Source organism: Zoogloea sp. GW822-FHT05C07 (assembly GCF_058800215.1).
On the sequence record NZ_CM179510.1, the window covers coordinates 2,280,018 to 2,296,346 of the forward strand.

18 protein-coding genes are annotated in these 16,329 nt (G+C 67.9%); 13 read left to right on the forward strand and 5 right to left on the reverse strand.

Annotated elements, in window-relative coordinates; genetic code table 11:
- Positions 1 to 174 precede the first annotated feature (174 nt).
- The 5 genes from AC3QL2_RS10725 to AC3QL2_RS10745 all read left to right on the forward strand — a co-directional run bounded on the left by AC3QL2_RS10725 (position 175) and on the right by AC3QL2_RS10745 (position 4,150).
- Positions 175 to 417, forward strand: a complete 243-nt coding sequence (locus AC3QL2_RS10725; RefSeq protein ID WP_493234376.1) for a hypothetical protein — start codon at positions 175 to 177, stop codon at positions 415 to 417.
- Positions 401 to 1,678 carry a DUF2325 domain-containing protein gene (locus AC3QL2_RS10730; protein WP_493234377.1) on the forward strand — a complete coding sequence of 426 codons (1,278 nt, stop codon included), beginning with the start codon at positions 401 to 403 and terminating at the stop codon, positions 1,676 to 1,678. The genes AC3QL2_RS10725 and AC3QL2_RS10730 overlap by 17 nt, the downstream gene beginning before the upstream one ends.
- A 126-nt stretch (positions 1,679 to 1,804) precedes the next feature.
- Positions 1,805 to 2,170, forward strand: coding sequence for a response regulator transcription factor (locus AC3QL2_RS10735; protein ID WP_493234378.1), 366 nt, complete (start codon positions 1,805 to 1,807; stop codon positions 2,168 to 2,170).
- Between the two features lie 4 nt (positions 2,171 to 2,174).
- Positions 2,175 to 2,822: a hypothetical protein gene (locus AC3QL2_RS10740; protein WP_493234379.1), complete on the forward strand. Its 648-nt coding sequence runs from the start codon at positions 2,175 to 2,177 to the stop codon at positions 2,820 to 2,822.
- Positions 2,819 to 4,150 (forward strand): diguanylate cyclase domain-containing protein, encoded by a 1,332-nt coding sequence (locus AC3QL2_RS10745; RefSeq protein WP_493234380.1) that lies wholly within the window; start codon positions 2,819 to 2,821, stop codon positions 4,148 to 4,150. The genes AC3QL2_RS10740 and AC3QL2_RS10745 overlap by 4 nt, the downstream gene beginning before the upstream one ends.
- Positions 4,151 to 4,300: 150 nt before the next feature.
- On the opposite strand, the gene AC3QL2_RS10750 is transcribed toward AC3QL2_RS10745, so the two are convergent.
- The gene (locus tag AC3QL2_RS10750) at positions 4,301 to 6,619 is read right to left on the reverse strand and encodes a CHASE2 domain-containing protein (RefSeq protein WP_493234381.1); all 2,319 of its coding nucleotides are present in this window, start codon (positions 6,617 to 6,619) and stop codon (positions 4,301 to 4,303) included.
- 201 nt (positions 6,620 to 6,820) lie between these two features.
- On the opposite strand from AC3QL2_RS10750, the gene mscL reads away from it, so the two are divergent.
- A complete protein-coding gene (gene mscL, locus AC3QL2_RS10755; protein WP_493234382.1) occupies positions 6,821 to 7,249 on the forward strand; it encodes a large conductance mechanosensitive channel protein MscL in 429 nt (142 codons plus the stop codon).
- 29 nt (positions 7,250 to 7,278) lie between these two features.
- Here mscL and AC3QL2_RS10760 read toward each other — a convergent pair whose 3' ends face one another.
- The 4 genes from AC3QL2_RS10760 to pyrE are packed head-to-tail and all read right to left on the reverse strand — an operon-like array spanning position 7,279 to position 10,025.
- The gene (locus tag AC3QL2_RS10760; RefSeq protein WP_493234383.1) at positions 7,279 to 7,995 is read right to left on the reverse strand and encodes a response regulator transcription factor; all 717 of its coding nucleotides are present in this window, start codon (positions 7,993 to 7,995) and stop codon (positions 7,279 to 7,281) included.
- Positions 7,996 to 8,054: 59 nt separating this feature from the next.
- Positions 8,055 to 8,696, reverse strand: coding sequence for an MBL fold metallo-hydrolase (locus tag AC3QL2_RS10765; RefSeq protein ID WP_493234384.1), 642 nt, complete (start codon positions 8,694 to 8,696; stop codon positions 8,055 to 8,057).
- Between the two features lie 38 nt (positions 8,697 to 8,734).
- Entirely contained in the window at positions 8,735 to 9,373 is a 639-nt protein-coding gene (locus AC3QL2_RS10770; protein ID WP_493234385.1) for a hypothetical protein, read from the reverse strand.
- Positions 9,374 to 9,377: 4 nt separating this feature from the next.
- Entirely contained in the window at positions 9,378 to 10,025 is a 648-nt protein-coding gene (gene pyrE / locus AC3QL2_RS10775; RefSeq protein ID WP_493234386.1) for an orotate phosphoribosyltransferase, read from the reverse strand.
- Between the two features lie 34 nt (positions 10,026 to 10,059).
- Between pyrE and AC3QL2_RS10780 the strand changes: the two genes are divergently transcribed.
- The 7 genes from AC3QL2_RS10780 (at position 10,060) to AC3QL2_RS10810 (ending at position 16,321) form a co-directional block, all read left to right on the forward strand.
- A complete protein-coding gene (locus AC3QL2_RS10780) occupies positions 10,060 to 10,848 on the forward strand; it encodes an exodeoxyribonuclease III (RefSeq protein WP_493234387.1) in 789 nt (262 codons plus the stop codon).
- 151 nt (positions 10,849 to 10,999) lie between these two features.
- Complete coding sequence (locus tag AC3QL2_RS10785) at positions 11,000 to 11,485, forward strand: rubrerythrin family protein (protein ID WP_493234388.1); 486 nt, start codon at positions 11,000 to 11,002, stop codon at positions 11,483 to 11,485.
- Positions 11,486 to 11,539: 54 nt separating this feature from the next.
- The gene (locus AC3QL2_RS10790; RefSeq protein WP_493234389.1) at positions 11,540 to 11,704 is read left to right on the forward strand and encodes a rubredoxin; all 165 of its coding nucleotides are present in this window, start codon (positions 11,540 to 11,542) and stop codon (positions 11,702 to 11,704) included.
- 77 nt (positions 11,705 to 11,781) lie between these two features.
- Complete coding sequence (locus tag AC3QL2_RS10795; RefSeq protein WP_493234390.1) at positions 11,782 to 12,942, forward strand: NAD(P)/FAD-dependent oxidoreductase; 1,161 nt, start codon at positions 11,782 to 11,784, stop codon at positions 12,940 to 12,942.
- 114 nt (positions 12,943 to 13,056) lie between these two features.
- Positions 13,057 to 13,737 carry a CerR family C-terminal domain-containing protein gene (locus AC3QL2_RS10800; protein WP_493234391.1) on the forward strand — a complete coding sequence of 227 codons (681 nt, stop codon included), beginning with the start codon at positions 13,057 to 13,059 and terminating at the stop codon, positions 13,735 to 13,737.
- Complete coding sequence (locus AC3QL2_RS10805; protein ID WP_493234392.1) at positions 13,734 to 15,188, forward strand: efflux transporter outer membrane subunit; 1,455 nt, start codon at positions 13,734 to 13,736, stop codon at positions 15,186 to 15,188. The genes AC3QL2_RS10800 and AC3QL2_RS10805 overlap by 4 nt, the downstream gene beginning before the upstream one ends.
- The gene (locus AC3QL2_RS10810) at positions 15,185 to 16,321 is read left to right on the forward strand and encodes an efflux RND transporter periplasmic adaptor subunit (protein WP_493234393.1); all 1,137 of its coding nucleotides are present in this window, start codon (positions 15,185 to 15,187) and stop codon (positions 16,319 to 16,321) included. Before AC3QL2_RS10805 ends, AC3QL2_RS10810 begins: the two co-directional genes overlap by 4 nt.
- Positions 16,322 to 16,329: the final 8 nt, after the last annotated feature.

The window sequence follows — 16,329 nt, forward strand, 5'->3', positions numbered from 1 at the left end:
ACCCGCTCTCGTGGGGCGTGGTCCGGTTATCCGGATCACGCCCCACGGTCTTTTGTCCGGGGCATCTGCAACCTGGAACATCGCCTGCAATCATTTGATAATAATTCTCGTTTACTTTTCAATCCAACAGCACTAAATTGAGATCTATTCTCATTAGCTCATATGGATGAATCGATGAACGCTCCAGCCCTGTCGGCAACCACGGTCGAATCGCCCAGCATATGGGCCGGAACCCTCGCCCAACTCCTCCGTTTCGATGAAACCGGCTGCCACCACGCCGCCAGACGCGCAGCCGACCTGCTCAGCCGCCTGGCCGACCAGCCGAACCTGGACCCGGGCTTCCGCGATCTGTGCGAACGCGCGGCCCATCGCCTGGAAGACGCAGATACGGGAGCGCGCCATGTGCCTCGCCCCTGAAAACCAGCCTCCGAGCCTGCAAAGCCTGCTGCGGGCCGAATACGCCAACGCCCTGGTGGCCATCGAAGCGCCTGGCGGCGTCACCGCGGGCCGCAAGCGTCCCAAGCTGTGGGACCTGGACGACAAGCACCACTGCCCGCTGATCGGCACCTGCCTGTCCATCGACGAGCTGCAGCGCTTCGCCAAGCGCTTCCACTTCGCCGCCCGCCCCGGTGACGATTTCGCGCTGCACGTGGAAGCCGTCGCCCAGTGCCGCAGCCGCAACCCGGCTGCCGAAGCCATGCAGCGCCATCTGGACCGCAAGTACGCGCTGTGGATGGATCGCTTCGGCAAGCTCAAGGACGACAAGGACCTGCTGGCCCTGTGGCACGAATGCCAGCAGCGCGGCGACATCGCCGGTCCCCTGTGGGCCTTGTGCACCCACAGGAGCGCCTCCCAGACCACGCTGCAACAGGCCTACGCCGACATCCACATGCTGTCCCACCAGGTCGGCGCCGGCCTCGCCGCCGACACGCGTCGCCTCGTCCATCTGGAAAAAGAGAACACCGAACTGAAAGGCGGCCTCAAACGGGAACTCGCAGCCCTGCGCCGCCAGCTCGCCGCCGCCGAAGCCGAGCGCGCCGAACGGGATGCGCTGCGCAGCGAGATCGACACCCTGCAGAAGCGCCTGCAACGCTTCGAATCCGGCCAGGTCGTCGTCGAGATGGGCCAGCGCCTGCTGGCCATGCAGGCTTCCCACGACAAGCTGCTGACCGCTTCGGGACGGGTCTGGGAACTGGAGCGCAACCTGAAGGACATCCGCGAGGACGCCCAGCGCATCGCCGCCGAACGGGACACCGCGCTGGCCGAGCGGGACGCACTGGAACACCTGCTGCGGGCCATGGAACCGGCGTCCTCCTGCGACGCCTGTGCCGCCTGCGAACACGCCCTGGGCGCACGCTGCGTGCTGTACGTGGGCGGCCGCGCCGCACTGCTGGCCCAATACCGCCAGCTCGCCGAGCGCCTGGGCATCACGCTGATCCACCACGACGGCGGCCAGGAGGAATCCCTGTCACGCCTGCCGGAGCTGATCCGCAGCGCCGACGCGGTGATGTGCCCCACCGATCACGTCAGCCACAATGCCTACTACCACGTGAAGGCCCACTGCAAACGGGTCGGCAAACCCTGCCTGTTCTACCGGGGCAGCGGCATCTCCGGCTTCGCGGTGGCGATGGCCCGTATCGGGCGCGGCGAATACAGCCTGACCGGCGAGCCCGGCTGAGCATCAGCCGCAGGGGTGGTGGGCGGCGCAGCATGGTTCCAGCGCACTCATTCCCTGTGAATAACTTCACTCAAGTTCATATGCCGCCCTCCGTTAGCAATCAAGGACATCCACCGGAGCGACGCCATGCCCTCCCCTGCAACGATCCTGCTCGTCGACGACAGCCGCGCATCCCGGATGCTCTGCGCGTCGGTCATGCGCAGCCAGCGACCCGACCTGAACCTGCTCGAGGCCGGCAACGGCGAGGCCGCCCTCGAAATCCTGGCCACGGCCCGGCCCGACCTCGCCGTACTCGACATGAACATGCCCGGCATCTCGGGGCTCGAACTGGCCGAGAAGATCCGCGCCTCCCACCCGGAGATGACCCTCGCCCTCCTCACCGCCAACGTCCAGGAGGCCATTCAGCGGCGGGCAGCCGGACTGGGCGTCCGCTTCTTCCGCAAACCGATCGGCGAAGCTGTCATCAACGACATTCTGCAGTTGCTGGACTGAAGCAATGCACGCCTTCACCGAGCTCGAACTCGACGCACTCACCGAGGCCTTCAACCTGTCCCTCGGCGAGGCAGCGGCCACCTTTTCGGCGATCGTGCACGAAGAGATTGAGCTGTCGGTGCCGACCATCGAAATCCTGTCCCGTGACGCCCTCACCGAACGCCTGACCCAGGGCCGGCCCGACAGCGGCAATGACCGCCTGTGCCGCATCAACCAGCGCTTCAACGCCGCCGACGGCTTCCAGACCGACGCACTGCTGCTGTTCCCCGAACACGGCAGCCTCGAGATCGTGCGCCGCATGCTCGGCGACGACACGCCGGTCCAGCACATCACCGAACTCGAGCAGGACGCCCTCGCCGAGATCGGCAACATCATCATCAACAGCTGCATGGCCAGCCTGGCCAACCTCTTCGGCACCGAAATGATCGGCTCGCTGCCGAGCGTGCAGTCGCGCAGCGCCGCCACCCTGCTCGACGACCGGGACGCCGACAGCGTGATCCTGGTGGCCCGCATCTCGATGAACATGGCGGCCCACAACCTGTCAGGCTTCGTGCTGTTCATCATGGACGTGCCGTCGATCACCAGCTTCATGGGGCAGATCCGCCGCCTGTTCCGCCTCCCCGGCCACGACGATCCCCCCCCCGCGCCATGACCGGCTTCCACTCCCTCCTCGCCGACTGCGTCGACATCGGCCTGATCCTGTTGAACAGGGAGGGACGCATCTGCCTGTGGAACCGCTGGATCGAACAGCGCAGCGGCCTCGACGCCGCCCGGGTCGCCCAGCTCCCGCTGGCCGAGGCCTTCGGCGCTCCGATCGATCCACGGCTGGCCCTGGTCATCCGTGAGACCCTGGATTTCGGCTGGTCAGCCCGCCTGTCCCATGCGTTGCATCCGATGCCGCTGCCGCTCTTTCCGCCCGGCAACAGGCAGGACGAACGGGTCAAGCAGGCCATCGACGTGATTCCGGTGGACGTGGACGGTGTCCGCCACTGCCTGCTGCAGATCCGCGACGTCACCGAAACCGTCCGCCGCGAAGCGCTCCTCAAACAGCAGGCGCGCCAGCTGCGCAGCGACCTCCAGCGCCTGTCCCGCGCCCAGGTTGAACTCCAGCACAGCGAGATGCGCTTCCGCGAACTGGCCCGCCAGGCACCGGCCGGCCTGTTCGAGGCCGACAGCTACGCCCGCTGCACCTTCCTCAACGAACGCTGCGAACAGATTCTTGGCCGCAGCCTGCACGAAGTCACCGACACCCCGTGGCTCGACCTGCTGCCGCGCAGCGAACAAGCGCGGGTACGGGATAGCTGGCGCCTGGCCGTCGCATCGGCGACCCGCTTCGCCGAAGAATTCGTCTTCATCCGCCCCGACGACGGCAGCCGGCGCCGCATGCGCGCCGAGGCGGGCCCGCTGCGCGACGAACTCGGACGCATCAGCGGATTCATCGGCACCATGGTGGACGTCACGGAATTCCACGAACGGGCCACGCTCAACGAATTCCGCGCCAACCACGACAGCCTGACCGCCCTGCTCAACCGGGACCGCTTCGACCGCCACCTGTGCGCCGCCATCACCGGCGCCGCCGCAAGCGGCGAGCGCGTCGCGGTGCTGTTCATCGACCTCGACGACTTCAAGCAGATCAACGACACCCACGGGCACCAGGCCGGCGACACCGTGCTGAAGACCATCGCCAGCCGCCTGCGTCGCACGCTACGCAACGAAGATAGGGTTGCCCGCTACGGCGGCGACGAATTCGCAGTGCTGCTCAATGGCGCCCACGATCGCCGGGCACTCGACGGCGTCATCGCCAAGATCACCCGGGTCGTGGCCCTGCCGATCAACCTCGGCCACTGCCACGTACGCATCTGCTGCTCCATCGGCCTGGCCATCTATCCCGATCACGGCCGCGATCCCGCCACGCTGCTGACCCACTCCGACAAGAGCATGTACAGCGCCAAGCGGCGTCACAGCGATCCCCGGCGTTGAGACGGCGCCGTAATCACGCAAGGCATCCTGCGCCGGCAGATCAGGGCCAGATCGAGTTCCCACTACGAATCCGCAACGCGCAGGACCGAATTCACGCCATGGGGTGCCACGCCACCGCAATCCCCCGGCACAACCACCTGCTCAGACGGGCTACGACGTCGACAATGGGACCCGCAGCGGCAGGCGCATTTCAAAGGTACTGCCCTGCCCTGGCGTGCTGTCCACCATCACCGTGCCACCATGGCGCTCGGCCACCGTCTTGACGATCAGCAGGCCCAGGCCGACCCCGGATGGTTGCGCCGGCCCATCGCCACCAATGCGACTGAAGCGCCGGAACAGGCGCGGTAGCGCTTCACGAGGAATCCCAGCCCCCTGGTCGCAGACGCGGATCAGCCAGTCACCGCCGTCGGCCTGCAGGCTTACGCACACGCTGCTGTTCGGCGCACCGTACTTGATCGCATTGGTCAGCAGGTTGATCACCGCCCGCCGCAGCAGGGAGAAATCCCCGCGCACAACCGCCTCCTCACTATCCGCGGCATGGGTATCCACTTCCACGCGGATGCCCCGGGCGTGGGCCTGGGGCCACACTTCATCGGCAGCCGAATCCACTAGGCCGGCCAGGTCGAGTTCGACAAAGTCCCTGGGATCCGACCCCTCCGCACGCACCAGGCGGAACAGGCCGTCGGCCAGGTCGAGCGCCGAGCGGGCATAGCGGGCAATGCGCGGAACCTGCGCCGCCTGCTGTTCCTGCGAGGGATGACACCCCTCGATGAGGGTCAGGATGGACGCCAGCGGCGCCCGCAGGTCATGGGACAGGAAATGCATGGTGTCCTCGCGGCTGCGGCGCGCCTCGTGCATCACCGTCACATCAGCCAGGCCGATGACCCGCCCCGGCGGCGCGCCCGACTCGAGGACCAAATCAGCCACCGATACCAGCAGGCAATGCCGCTCACCACTGCTCAATTCAAACTGGCGAGTACCTTTGCCCCCCCCCAGGTCGGGCAGACCGTCGCGCATCGGCAGATAGGCCGGCCACGGCAGCGCCCGCAACGCCTCGAGCAGCGCTTCGCCGCGGCTGGCATGGAGCAGCACGCGCGCCTGGCCGTTGTGCAGGATCACGCGGTCATACGAGTCGATGACGACCACGCCGATGGGTAGATGTTCGAGCGTTGCCGCCATGAAACGGCGCACATCGCGCTGGTGCTGGGCAACCTGCCGGACGATGCCGATGCGCCGCTCCAGCGGATCCGCGCTGTGCGCACCCAGCGCTTTCAGCGGCTCCCCGAAAGGCGTGCCCTCGCGCTCCAGCGCAATCAGCTCCGCATCCAGGTAGCGCTGTGCCGACTCCAGCCGCCGCCAGCTCCACAAGGGATAGGCCAGCGCACAACCGAGCACCGCCGGCGCCGGGCCGAACCACCAGCCCCCCACGTGAAGCCCGATGAAGGCCAGCACCACCGCCCAACCACCGAGCAGAAAAGTGGCAATCAGGCCGGCACTGGGCCCGGCATGCAGCAGGAACAGCATCAGCAGCACCACGAGTACCGCCGCCACGGCCGCCGCCGCCCACGGGGAGAGGGTCGTCACGGTGGCGCCACGGCGCAGCGCGTCGAAGACGTTGGCCTGTACCTCGATGCCCTGCATCTGCCGGAGCAGGCCGGAAGTCGGCGTCGGTACCGCCTCGCCGAGGCCGGTGGCTGTCAAGCCGACAAACAGGATCTTGCCGCGTAGCGCCGGGTCCGGCACGTCGCCATTGAGCACGGCGCGGAAGGAATGATGGGTGTAGCTGCCCGGCGGCCCCGCGAAGCGGATGTGTAGCCAGTCGGCGCGCTGCCACAACACGTTGTCGAGCCCGTCGGCGAGGGGCGGTTCCCGGTAATGCCGCGCCGCTTCCGGCTCGACCAGGCGCAGCAGGGCCAGCGCGAGATGGGGATTGCGTGCCGCGCCGAAGCCACCCCACAGGTACAGGCTGCGCACGATGCCGTCCGGGTCGAACTCCAGCTGATCGTGCCCGACGGAGGCGGCCGCATTGGCAAACAGCGGCAAGGGCAACTCCTCACCCATACCGGAACCCACCTGGTGTACGGGCAGCACGACCCGCCCGAAATCCCGCATCGCCCGCGCCAGCAGGCGGTCCCCTTCCGGATCGTCACGGCTCGCCGTTTCCAGCGGCAAATCCAGGACAACCCCGGCCGCCCCTGCCGAACGCGCCTGCTCGATCAGTCTGGCGTACAGACGGCGCGACCATGGCCAGCGCCCGACACTTGCCAGGCTGGCATCGTCGATGGCGATGATCACCAGGTCGGAACTCGGCGGTCGCAACCAGCTGGAAAGCGCATCGTCATAGAGAGTCTGATCGATACGCCACAACCAGCCCTCGCACGCCGACAGTACAGCCAGCGCGGCGCAGAGGAACGTCACCGCCAGCCACTCAAGGGTGGGCCGGTGCAGGGAAGCGGCAACGCTTTTCAAGTCGCGTCTCTTGATTGAAATGCGGCCACTATATTAGGTTATTGTTTTACTCGAAGTGCAATACTTCCCAAACTCGATCTTCATGCAGAAATCTAGACCGAGCGGCATGCGGTATTGTCAAATTTGCGCATTTCTTGCACTTATCGGGTCGCCTTATCGATAAGCCAGCGCTTTCATCGACTCATCAACAAAGGAGCAGCCATGAGCTTCATCGAGGAATTCAAGGAATTTGCCGTCAAGGGCAACGTCGTCGACCTGGCTGTCGGTGTGATCATCGGCGGCGCCTTCCAGAAGATCGTCGACTCCCTCGTCAAGGACATGCTGATGCCCGTCCTCGGCAAACTGCTGGGTGGCATGGACTTCAAGCACTTCTACCTCAACCTCAGCGACAAGACCTACGAATCGATGGAAGCCGCCGAGAAGGCCGGTGCGCCGCTGTTCAAGTACGGCGTGTTCATCAACTCGGTGATCGACTTCCTGATCGTCGCCCTGGCGATCTTCGTGGCGATCAAGGCCATCAACAAGCTGAAGCGCGATGAGCCGGTTGCCGGACCGGCCACTGCAGAGCCGCCGCCGGAACCGGAAGATGTGAAGCTGCTGCGGGAGATCCGCGACGCGCTGAAGAAGTAGCAGGCGCGCCGCGGCCCCTCGTCCCGCCCTCAGTCGGGCGAGACGAGGGCGGACGGTTCGGACGGGTCGATCCGCTCGAGGCGGTAGCCGAAATTGTAGGTGGGGGTCAGGCGGAAGCCGTTTTCCGGTCGCAGGTTGAGCTTGCTGCGCACCCGGCTGATGTGGGTATCCACGGTGCGCGTCGCCAGGGACGGGTTGCGCCCCCACACGGCTTCGAGCAAGTGCCCGCGGGACAGCAGGCGGCCGAGATTGCGGAACAGGAAGGCAGCCAGCTCGAACTCCTTGTCAGTGAGATCCACGCCGGCCCCGTCGATACCGAGGGTCTTTTTGGCCAGGTCGAAGTGGTAGAGACCCACCGTCAGCGTCTGGTTGGGGCTCTTGGGCTGGGCGCGCCGCAACACCGCCTCGATGCGCGACAGCAGCTCGATGCGCCGCGGCGGCTTGACCACGTAGTCGTCGGCACCGGCGCTGAAGGCATTGGCGATATCCTCTTCCGCATCCCGCGAGGTGATGAAGATCGCCGGCGTATCGTTGCTGCGCTCGACACGCAGCCAGCGCAGCACCTGCTCGCCGGTCAGGTCAGGCAGCATCCAGTCCACCAGCAACAGGTCGAAACTCTCGCGACTCGCCACACGCATGAACTCACGGGCCAGCGCAAAACCATGCACGTCGTGTCCGGCCTCCTTGAGCCAGGCAGTCAGCACCTCCATCTGGGCTGGATCGTCCTCGATAATCGCAAATCGCACGCAGACCTACCTTTTCTGAAATTGAAGCTCGTCGCCAGTAATCCGGGATCGCCTGACGCTCAGGCGTAGTCGCCCACGTAAGGGTTGGTATCGCGTTCCTCGCCAAAGGTGGACATCGGTCCATGGCCGGGGATGAAGGAGACGTCGTTGCCCAGCGGCCACAGCTTGCCGCGGATGGACTTCACGAGGTCGGCATGGTTGCCGCGCGGAAAGTCGGTGCGCCCGATCGAGCCGGCGAACAGCACGTCGCCAACCACCGCCAGGCGCGCCGTCGGGCTGAAGAACACCACGTGGCCCGGCGTATGGCCGGGGCAATGCAGCACGTCCAGGGTTTCCTGGCCCACCGTCACGGTGTCCCCGTCGGCCAGCCAGCGATCCGGCTCAAAGGTCTCCACCTGTGGAAAGCCGAACATCTTGCTCTGCTGCGGCAACGCATCGATCCAGAAACGCTCTTCCTGCTCGGGCCCCTCCACCGGCACGGCCAGGCGCCGGGTCAGTTCGGCGGTGCCGCCGGCATGATCGATGTGGCCGTGGGTCAGCAGGATCTTCTCCACCGTCACGCCCAACTGCTCGAGGGCGGCGGTGATCCGCTCCACGTCCCCTCCCGGATCGACGACGGCCGCCTTATGCGTCGCATCGCACCACAGCACGGAGCAGTTCTGTTCGAAGGGCGTAACGGGAACGATCTTGTATCGGAGCATGGGGGTCGGGATCAGGATGAAAGGACGGGACTTCGCACTCAGCGGGGTGACGACGGCGCCACCAGCTGGCGCGATGCTTCGGTCAGCGCGATATAGCGGCTGCGATCCTGCTCGTAACGGGTACGGATAGCCTCGATGTCCCGCTTCTTCGAGTCGATCACCACGCCCTGCGCGGCCAGTTCGCTGTCGGACTCCCGCAGCGCGGCCGCCAGGCTGGGGGGCAACCCGCGCTTCTGGTAGAACTCCGCCTCACGGGTCAGCCCGGCGCGCTTCTGCATCAACTGGGCACGGGCGGCCTCGGCCTGCTTGAGTTCCAGCTCCACGCCCTGGATCGCGCGATTGCGCCGCGCATCGATGTCGGCGACGCTGGAATAGGTTTCGAGCAGCGACTGGTTGCGGCGCTGCTCAGCCCGCAAACGGAGCTGTTCGGCCCGGCGGGCACGGTCCTCGGCCTCCTTGCGGGCCAGCTGCTCGGGCGTCAGCGGCGCCTCCACCAGACGGCGCACGGTGCCCTGCGGGCCCATTTCACGGTAGCTCTTGCCATAGCACTGGGGCGGCAACACGTCACCACACACCTGGTGACCATTGTCCGAGCAGCAATAGACCGTCCGCGGGGGCGATTGCGCCCCCGCCGGCAACGTCGCCAACAGCGCACACAGCAGAGCCAGCCGTCGCATGGGGTCAGTTTTCTCCGCTCACGCCATAGGTGTCGCGATAGCGCTGGACGGCTTCCAGGTTGGCGTTCAGCGCAGGGCTATCGGTCAGGTAGCCGATCAGGTCGGTCAGGTTGGCCACCGCCAGCACCGGAATCCCGTAGGCGTCGCGCACTTCCTGCACCGCCGACAGCGTGCCGGTGCCGCGCTCCATGCGGTCGAGGGCGATGACCACCGCCGACGGCGTGGCGCCGTGGGCACGGATGATCTCCACCGATTCACGCACCGAGGTACCGGCCGAGATCACGTCGTCGAGGATCGCCACGCGGCCGGTCAGCGGGGCACCGACCAGCGTGCCGCCTTCGCCGTGGTCCTTGGCTTCCTTGCGGTTGAAGCAGAACGGCAGGTTGTGGCCACGCTCGGCCATCCGCATCGCGGTGCCGGCCACCAGCGGAATGCCCTTGTAGGCCGGTCCGAACAGCATGTCGCAGGGCAGCTGCGCCGCCAGCAGGGTCTGCGCATAGAAGTCGCACAGCTTGCCGAAGGACGCGCCGTCGTTGAACAGGCCGGCATTGAAGAAATAGGGGGAGAGACGCCCTGCCTTGGTGACGAACTCTCCAAACCTCAGTACGCCCTTGTCGCAGGAGAGGGCGATGAAATCACGGCTAAAATCCACGGCGTTTCCAAAAAAATGGACCAAATCGATCAAAATGTTACGCGTCGTTACTGCCAACCTCAATGGCATCCGTTCCGCCAGCGTGAAAGGCTTCCTCACTTGGCTCGGCAAGCAGAATGCCGATGTCGTATGTGTACAGGAGTTGAAGGCACAGCTGCCGGATCTTACGCCCGAAATGAGCACTCCAACCGACATGACGGGCTACTTTCACTGCGCCGCCAAGAAAGGCTACAGCGGCGTCGGCATCTACACCCGCCACGCGCCCGACCGCATCGTCGAGGGTCTCGGCCACGAGGAGTTCGACCTGGAGGGCCGTTACCTGCAGGCCGACTTCGGCAATCTGTCGGTCGTCTCCCTGTACCTGCCGTCCGGCTCCAGCTCCGAGGAACGCCAGGCCGCCAAGTTCCGTTTCATGGACCTGTTCCTGCCGCACATGGCCGAACTGCGGGCCAGCGGGCGTGACGTGGTGATCTGCGGCGACTGGAACATCGCCCACCAGGCCATCGACCTCAAGAACTGGCGCTCCAACCAGAAGAACTCCGGCTTCCTGCCCGAAGAGCGGGCCTGGCTGAGCCGCCTGTTCGACGAACAGGGCTGGGTGGACACCTACCGGCGCCTCCATCCCGAGGCCACCGACGCCTGCTACACCTGGTGGTCCAACCGTGGCCAGGCCTGGGCCAAGAACGTCGGCTGGCGTCTCGACTACCAGATCGCCACGCCGGAACTCGGTGCCCGCGCGGTGCGCAGCGCGGTTTACAAGGACGAGCGCTTCAGCGACCACGCGCCGCTGACCGTCGACTACGACCTGTCCTTCGCCGGCTGAAGCTCGCCGCCCCCCTGCGGGGCGGCAGCACTCATAAATAGTATTTAATTATCAAAACTCTTTAAACAATCAATTTAAAGTATTTTTCCCGCCGCCGTACCATGGTCTCCATCGAATCCCGATCGACACGACAACCATCAGGAGAACCATCATGGCAAACCCCTTCCACAATCCCGCCTCGGCCACCATCCAGAATCTCGAAGCCGCCTTCGCCGGCGAATCGATGGCCCACATCAAGTACCGCTATTTCGCCAAGTTGTGCCGCGAAATGGGCGATGAGGACACCGCCAGGGCCTTCGAAGCCACCGCCGACCAGGAAGTGATGCACGCCTTCGGCCACCTCGACCTCCTCTACCCGAAGGCCCGGATGAGCCCGGCCCGCGCCTTGCAGTTCGCCATCGAAGGCGAGACCTACGAGTACACCGAAATGTACCCGGCCTTCCGCCACACCGCGGTCGCCGAAGGCAACGACGCCGCAGTGCGGGAGATCGACGAGCAGATCACCGAGTCGAAGGAACACGCGGAACAGTTCCGCGCGGTGCTCGAAAAGGCCGCCAAGCGCTTCGCCGCCCTCGCCAAGGTCGAGGAACGCCACGCCGCCCATTACCAGGCCGCTCTCGACAAGATCGGCGCCTGAACGCAACCCGACCCCATTCAATCCCAGCATTCAGACCAGAAAGGAAAACACGCCATGAAAACCTTCCAGTGCATCGTTTGCGGCTTCATCTACGACGAAACCGCCGGCCTCCCCGATGAAGGCATCGCCCCCGGTACCCGCTGGGCCGACATCCCCGACGACTGGGCCTGCCCCGACTGCGGCGTGGCCAAGTCGGACTTCGAGATGGTCGAGATCTGACCATGCCCATCCGGGCGGCGCGCCTTCCCGTTCCCCACCGCGCCGCCCCCGCCAGCCCATTCCGCGAGGACCTACCGATGTCCCACCCTGACTTGCCCATCCTCATCCTCGGCACCGGCCTCGCCGGCTACAACCTGGCCCGCGAGATCCGCAAGCTCGACAAGACCGTCCCGCTGGTACTGGTCAGCCGCGATGCGGCGCCCTTCTATTCCAAGCCGATGCTGTCCAACGCGCTGGCCGGCGGCAAGACCGCCGAGTCGTTGGTGATGAAGAGTGCCGACCGGATGGCAGAAGAACTCGGCGCCCGGATCCTCGCCCACACCCAGGTTGCGTCCATCGACACGGCGGCCCGGCAGGTCACCTTCGCCAATAGCGAGCAACTGGCCTACCGGGACCTCGTGCTGGCCGTCGGTGCCGACCCGATCCGCCTGCCCCTCGCTGGTGACGGCGTCGACGACGTGCTGTCGGTGAATGACCTGGACGACTTCGCCCGCTTCAGCGCCCGCCTCGACGGCGTGCAGCGCATCGCCATCCTCGGCGGCGGCCTGATCGGCTGCGAGTTCGCCAACGACCTGCTGGCCCGCAGCATCGTGCCGACGGTGTTCGATCCCGCCCCATGGCCCCTCGGCCGCCTGCTGCCGGAAGCCGCCGGCCGGTGGTTCCAGGCGCACCTCGAAGCCGCCGGCGTTCGCTTCCGCATGGGCTGCGCGGCACGCAACGTCGCCCGCCACGCGGACGGCTATCGCCTCGAACTCGACGACGGCAGCCAACTCGATGTGGACCTCGTGCTGTCGGCGGTCGGCCTGCGCCCGCGCACCGGCCTCGCCGCCGCTGCGGGGCTCGCCACGCAGCGCGGCATCGTCGTAGGCCGTCGCCTGGCCACCAGTGCGCCGCATGTCTACGCGATCGGCGACTGCGCCGAGGTGGAAGGCCTCAGCCTGCCCTTCGTGATGCCGATCATGCAGCAGGTCCGCGCGCTGGCCCAGACCCTCGCCGGCACGCCGACCGACGTACGCTACCCGCCGATGCCGGTGCTGGTGAAGACGCCGGCGGCCCCGACGGTCGTCGCCCCGCCCGCCGCCGGCAGCGACGGCACATGGCAGGTAGACGGCGACGCCGATGGCCTGACGGCCCGCTTCGTCGCCCCGGATGGCAGCCTGCGCGGCTTCGCGGTGCTCGGCAGCGCAACCGCCGGCAAGCAGGCACTCAACGCCCAGTTGCCCCCCACACTGGGCTGACGGGCGCCGCTCTGTCGACGCCAGGGAGTTGACCGCTTCATGTCGATCGACTAAATTCAGTCGATTGATTAACTTAGCGCCGGAAGCGGACATGACTTCCGGCGCGTGTGCGCCATGACCGCCACCTCCGCCCACCAGCCGACCCGCGCCGACGGCATCCTGGCCCGCCGCCGCCTGCTGGAAGCCGCGCTGCCGCTGTTCGCCGCCAAGGGCTACCAGCAGACCTCGACCCGCGAGATCGCCGACGCCGCCGGCGCCAACCTCGCCGCCATCAACTACTACTTCGGCGACAAGGCCGGCCTCTACCGGGCCGTGTTCAGCGAATCCCTGTGCGCCGACGCCAACGCCAAGTCCGCGTCGCCCCTCGGCGACGCCGCCGGCCTGCCGCTGGAAGCCCTCTTCGCCGAGTTCTTCCGCAACTTCCTGATCCCGCTGAAGAACGGCGCGCCGGTGCATCTCGTGATACGCCTGCATTTCCGCGAGCTGATCGACCCCAGCGGCGTCCTCGGGCAGGAGCACGACGCGGAACTGGCCGCCGTCTACACCAGCCTCGCCGAGCTGCTGGCCCGCCACTTCGGCCTCTCCGGCGTGGACGCCGACATCCAGCGCCTGGCCCACTCCATCATCGGCCTGGCGCTGCCCTACTACGTCGCGCGTGACCTGATCGAGCGGGTCAGCGCCACGCTGCTGGCCGATGCTGCAGCCGTCGACACCCTCGCCGACCGGCTCGCCGGCTACGCCCTGGCGATGGTCGCCAGCGAACAGCAGCGCCGCCAGGCCGGGAGCGGCACATGAGCCTGCGCCAAGACACCGCCGCCGCGCTGCTGGCACTGCTCGGCCTGTCCGCCTGCGGCGTGCTGCCGCGCGTCGGCCCCGACTACCAGGCCCCCGCCATCCCCGCCCCCGCCGGCTGGCACGCGCCGCAGCCCCACAACGGCCAGCTCGCCGAACTCACCGATTGGTGGCGGCGCCTCGACGACCCGCTGCTGCCCGAGCTGATCGACGCCGCCGAGCGGGAAAGCGCCAGCCTCGCCCAGGCCCGCGCGCGCATCGCCCAGGCCCGCGCATCGGCAGTGGCGGCCGACGTTGCCGGCCTGCCCACCATCGATGGCAGCCTCGCCGCCAAGCGCGCCGCCTTCACCTTCGGCGCCCCCACCACCTTCCAGACCACCCGCCAGGCCTCCGTGATGGCCAACTGGGAGATCGACCTGTTCGGCGGTCTGGCCCGCGACCAGCAGGGCGCCGAAGCCCGCCTCGCGGCCAGCGCCGCCCGCTGGCACGCCGCCCGCGTGTCGGTGGCCGCCGAAACCGCCGACGCCTACCTGCAACTGCGCTATCAGGAACGTCGCCTGGCTCAGGCCGAAGCCGACGCCGCCTCCCGCTCCGCCACCGCGGAGCTCACCCGCAAGCTCGGCAGCGCCGGCTTCAACGCCCCCGCCGACGTGGCCCTGGCCAGCGCCAGCGCCGCCGACCGCGCCGCCACGGTGGCCGACCTGCGCGCCGCCCGCGATCGCCAGATCAAAGCACTGGTGGCTCTCACCGGGCTCGACGAGACCGCGCTGCGCCAACGCCTCACCAACGCCAGCGGACGCTTTCCGACGCCGGCCGCCTTCGCCATCGATGCACTACCGGCCCGCCTGCTCGCCCAACGCCCCGACGTGGCCGCCGCCGAACGGGATCTCGCCGCCGCCAGCGCGGCCATCGGCAGCGCTGCCGCCGAGCGCTATCCGCGCCTGACCCTGGCCGGTTTCTTCACCCCGCTGCGCCTCAACACCAACGGCCAGCACATGTCTGCCACCACCTGGTCGATCAGCCCCACGCTGGCCATGCCGCTGTTCGACGGCGGCCGCGTCGCCGCCAATGTGGAGGCCGCCCGCGCCGACTACGCCGCCGCTGAAGCGGCCTACCGCCAGACCGTGCGCACAGCGGTCAGCGAAGTCGAACAAGCCCTCGTGCGCCTCGACGCCGCCGCCACCCGCGAGGCCGACGTGCGCCGCGCCGCCGACGGCTACCGCCAGGCCTACGGCGCCACCGAGGCCCGCCAGCGGGCCGGCTTCGCCAGCCTGCTCGAACTCGAAGACGCCCGCCGCACCCTCCTCGCCGCCGACACCACGGTGGCCGGCTGGGAGCAGGAACGGGCCTCCGCGTGGATCGCCCTGTACCGGGCCATCGGCGGCGGCTGGACTGCCACCGCCACGGCCGCCCCCCAAGCTACCCAAGTTCCCTCCCCGGACGACGCCCGATGATGTCCCTCCGCGCCCCCCTGATCGCCAGCCTGCTGGCCGGCCTCCTCACCGCCTGCTCCTCCGAGGCCCCGCCGCCCGAGGCCGCTAAGCCCACCGCCGGGCCGGCCAAGCCGGCCCTCGCGGTGACCATCGTCAGCCCCGAAGGCCGCGAGCTGCCCCGCGGCCTGGTCGCCAACGGCAGCGTCGCCGCCTGGCAGGAAGCCTCCATCGGCACCGAATCCGGCGGCCTGCGCCTCGCCGACGTGAAGGTCAATGTGGGCAGCCCGGTCAAGCGCGGCGAACTGCTCGCCGAATTCGCCGCCGACGTGCCCCTCGCCGAACAGGCCCAGGCCCGCGCCAGCCTTGCCGAGGCGGAAGCCGCGCTGCAGGAAGCCCGCGCCAACGCGGCCCGGGCCCGCTCGGTGGAAGCCAGCGGCGGCCTCAGCCCGCAGCAGATCCAGCAATACCTGACCGCCGAAGCCACCGCCGACGCGCGCCGCCAGGCCGCCCGCGCCAGCCTCGCCAGCGCCGAGCTGCGCGTGCGCCACACCCGCGTAGTGGCCAGCGACGACGGCGTGATCTCCTTCCGTGCCGCTGGCGCCACCCTCGGCGCGGTGGTGCCCCAGGGCCAGGAACTGTTCCGCCTGATCCGCCAGCAGCGCCTCGAATGGCGGGCCGAAGTCCCCGCCGCCGAGCTGGCCCGCGTCCGTGTCGGCCAGCCGGTGCAGCTCACCGCCCCCGGCGGCGAACGGGTCACCGGCACGGTTCGCACGCTGGCCCCCACCGTCGATGTGCAGAGCCGCAACGCGCTGGTCTATGTGGATCTGCCGGCCGCCGCCGGCAAGGGCGCCACGGCCCCGTTCAAGGCCGGCATGTTCGCCCGCGGCGAGTTTGCGCTGGCCGCCAGCCGCGGCCTGACCCTGCCGCGCCAGGCGATAGCCTTGCGCGACGGCTTCAACTACGTGTTCCGCATCGGCGACGGCAACCGCGTCGTGCAGACCAAGGTCGAGGTCGGCCGCCGCGACGGCGAACGCGTCGAGATCCTGTCCGGCCTGCCCGCCGACGCGCGGGTGGTGGCCAGCGGTGCCGGCTTCCTCGACGACGGCGACCTGATCCAGGTGACGGCGCCTGCCCCCCAGGCCCCGGGCAAGTGAGCGGCACG

What these genes read in the sequence shown, in the direction of transcription:
- AC3QL2_RS10725 (WP_493234376.1), top strand. Translation starts at nt 175, where the DNA reads ATGAACGCTCCAGCCCTGTCGGCAACCACGGTCGAATCGCCCAGCATA.
- AC3QL2_RS10795 (WP_493234390.1), top strand. Translation starts at nt 11,782, where the DNA reads ATGTCCCACCCTGACTTGCCCATCCTCATCCTCGGCACCGGCCTCGCC.
- AC3QL2_RS10735 (WP_493234378.1), top strand. Translation starts at nt 1,805, where the DNA reads ATGCCCTCCCCTGCAACGATCCTGCTCGTCGACGACAGCCGCGCATCC.
- AC3QL2_RS10745 (WP_493234380.1), top strand. Translation starts at nt 2,819, where the DNA reads ATGACCGGCTTCCACTCCCTCCTCGCCGACTGCGTCGACATCGGCCTG.
- AC3QL2_RS10730 (WP_493234377.1), top strand. Translation starts at nt 401, where the DNA reads ATGTGCCTCGCCCCTGAAAACCAGCCTCCGAGCCTGCAAAGCCTGCTG.
- AC3QL2_RS10800 (WP_493234391.1), top strand. Translation starts at nt 13,057, where the DNA reads ATGACCGCCACCTCCGCCCACCAGCCGACCCGCGCCGACGGCATCCTG.
- AC3QL2_RS10790 (WP_493234389.1), top strand. Translation starts at nt 11,540, where the DNA reads ATGAAAACCTTCCAGTGCATCGTTTGCGGCTTCATCTACGACGAAACC.
- AC3QL2_RS10770 (WP_493234385.1), bottom strand. Translation starts at nt 9,373, where the DNA reads ATGCGACGGCTGGCTCTGCTGTGTGCGCTGTTGGCGACGTTGCCGGCG.
- AC3QL2_RS10780 (WP_493234387.1), top strand. Translation starts at nt 10,060, where the DNA reads ATGTTACGCGTCGTTACTGCCAACCTCAATGGCATCCGTTCCGCCAGC.
- AC3QL2_RS10765 (WP_493234384.1), bottom strand. Translation starts at nt 8,696, where the DNA reads ATGCTCCGATACAAGATCGTTCCCGTTACGCCCTTCGAACAGAACTGC.
- AC3QL2_RS10785 (WP_493234388.1), top strand. Translation starts at nt 11,000, where the DNA reads ATGGCAAACCCCTTCCACAATCCCGCCTCGGCCACCATCCAGAATCTC.
- AC3QL2_RS10810 (WP_493234393.1), top strand. Translation starts at nt 15,185, where the DNA reads ATGATGTCCCTCCGCGCCCCCCTGATCGCCAGCCTGCTGGCCGGCCTC.
- AC3QL2_RS10805 (WP_493234392.1), top strand. Translation starts at nt 13,734, where the DNA reads ATGAGCCTGCGCCAAGACACCGCCGCCGCGCTGCTGGCACTGCTCGGC.
- AC3QL2_RS10740 (WP_493234379.1), top strand. Translation starts at nt 2,175, where the DNA reads ATGCACGCCTTCACCGAGCTCGAACTCGACGCACTCACCGAGGCCTTC.
- mscL (WP_493234382.1), top strand. Translation starts at nt 6,821, where the DNA reads ATGAGCTTCATCGAGGAATTCAAGGAATTTGCCGTCAAGGGCAACGTC.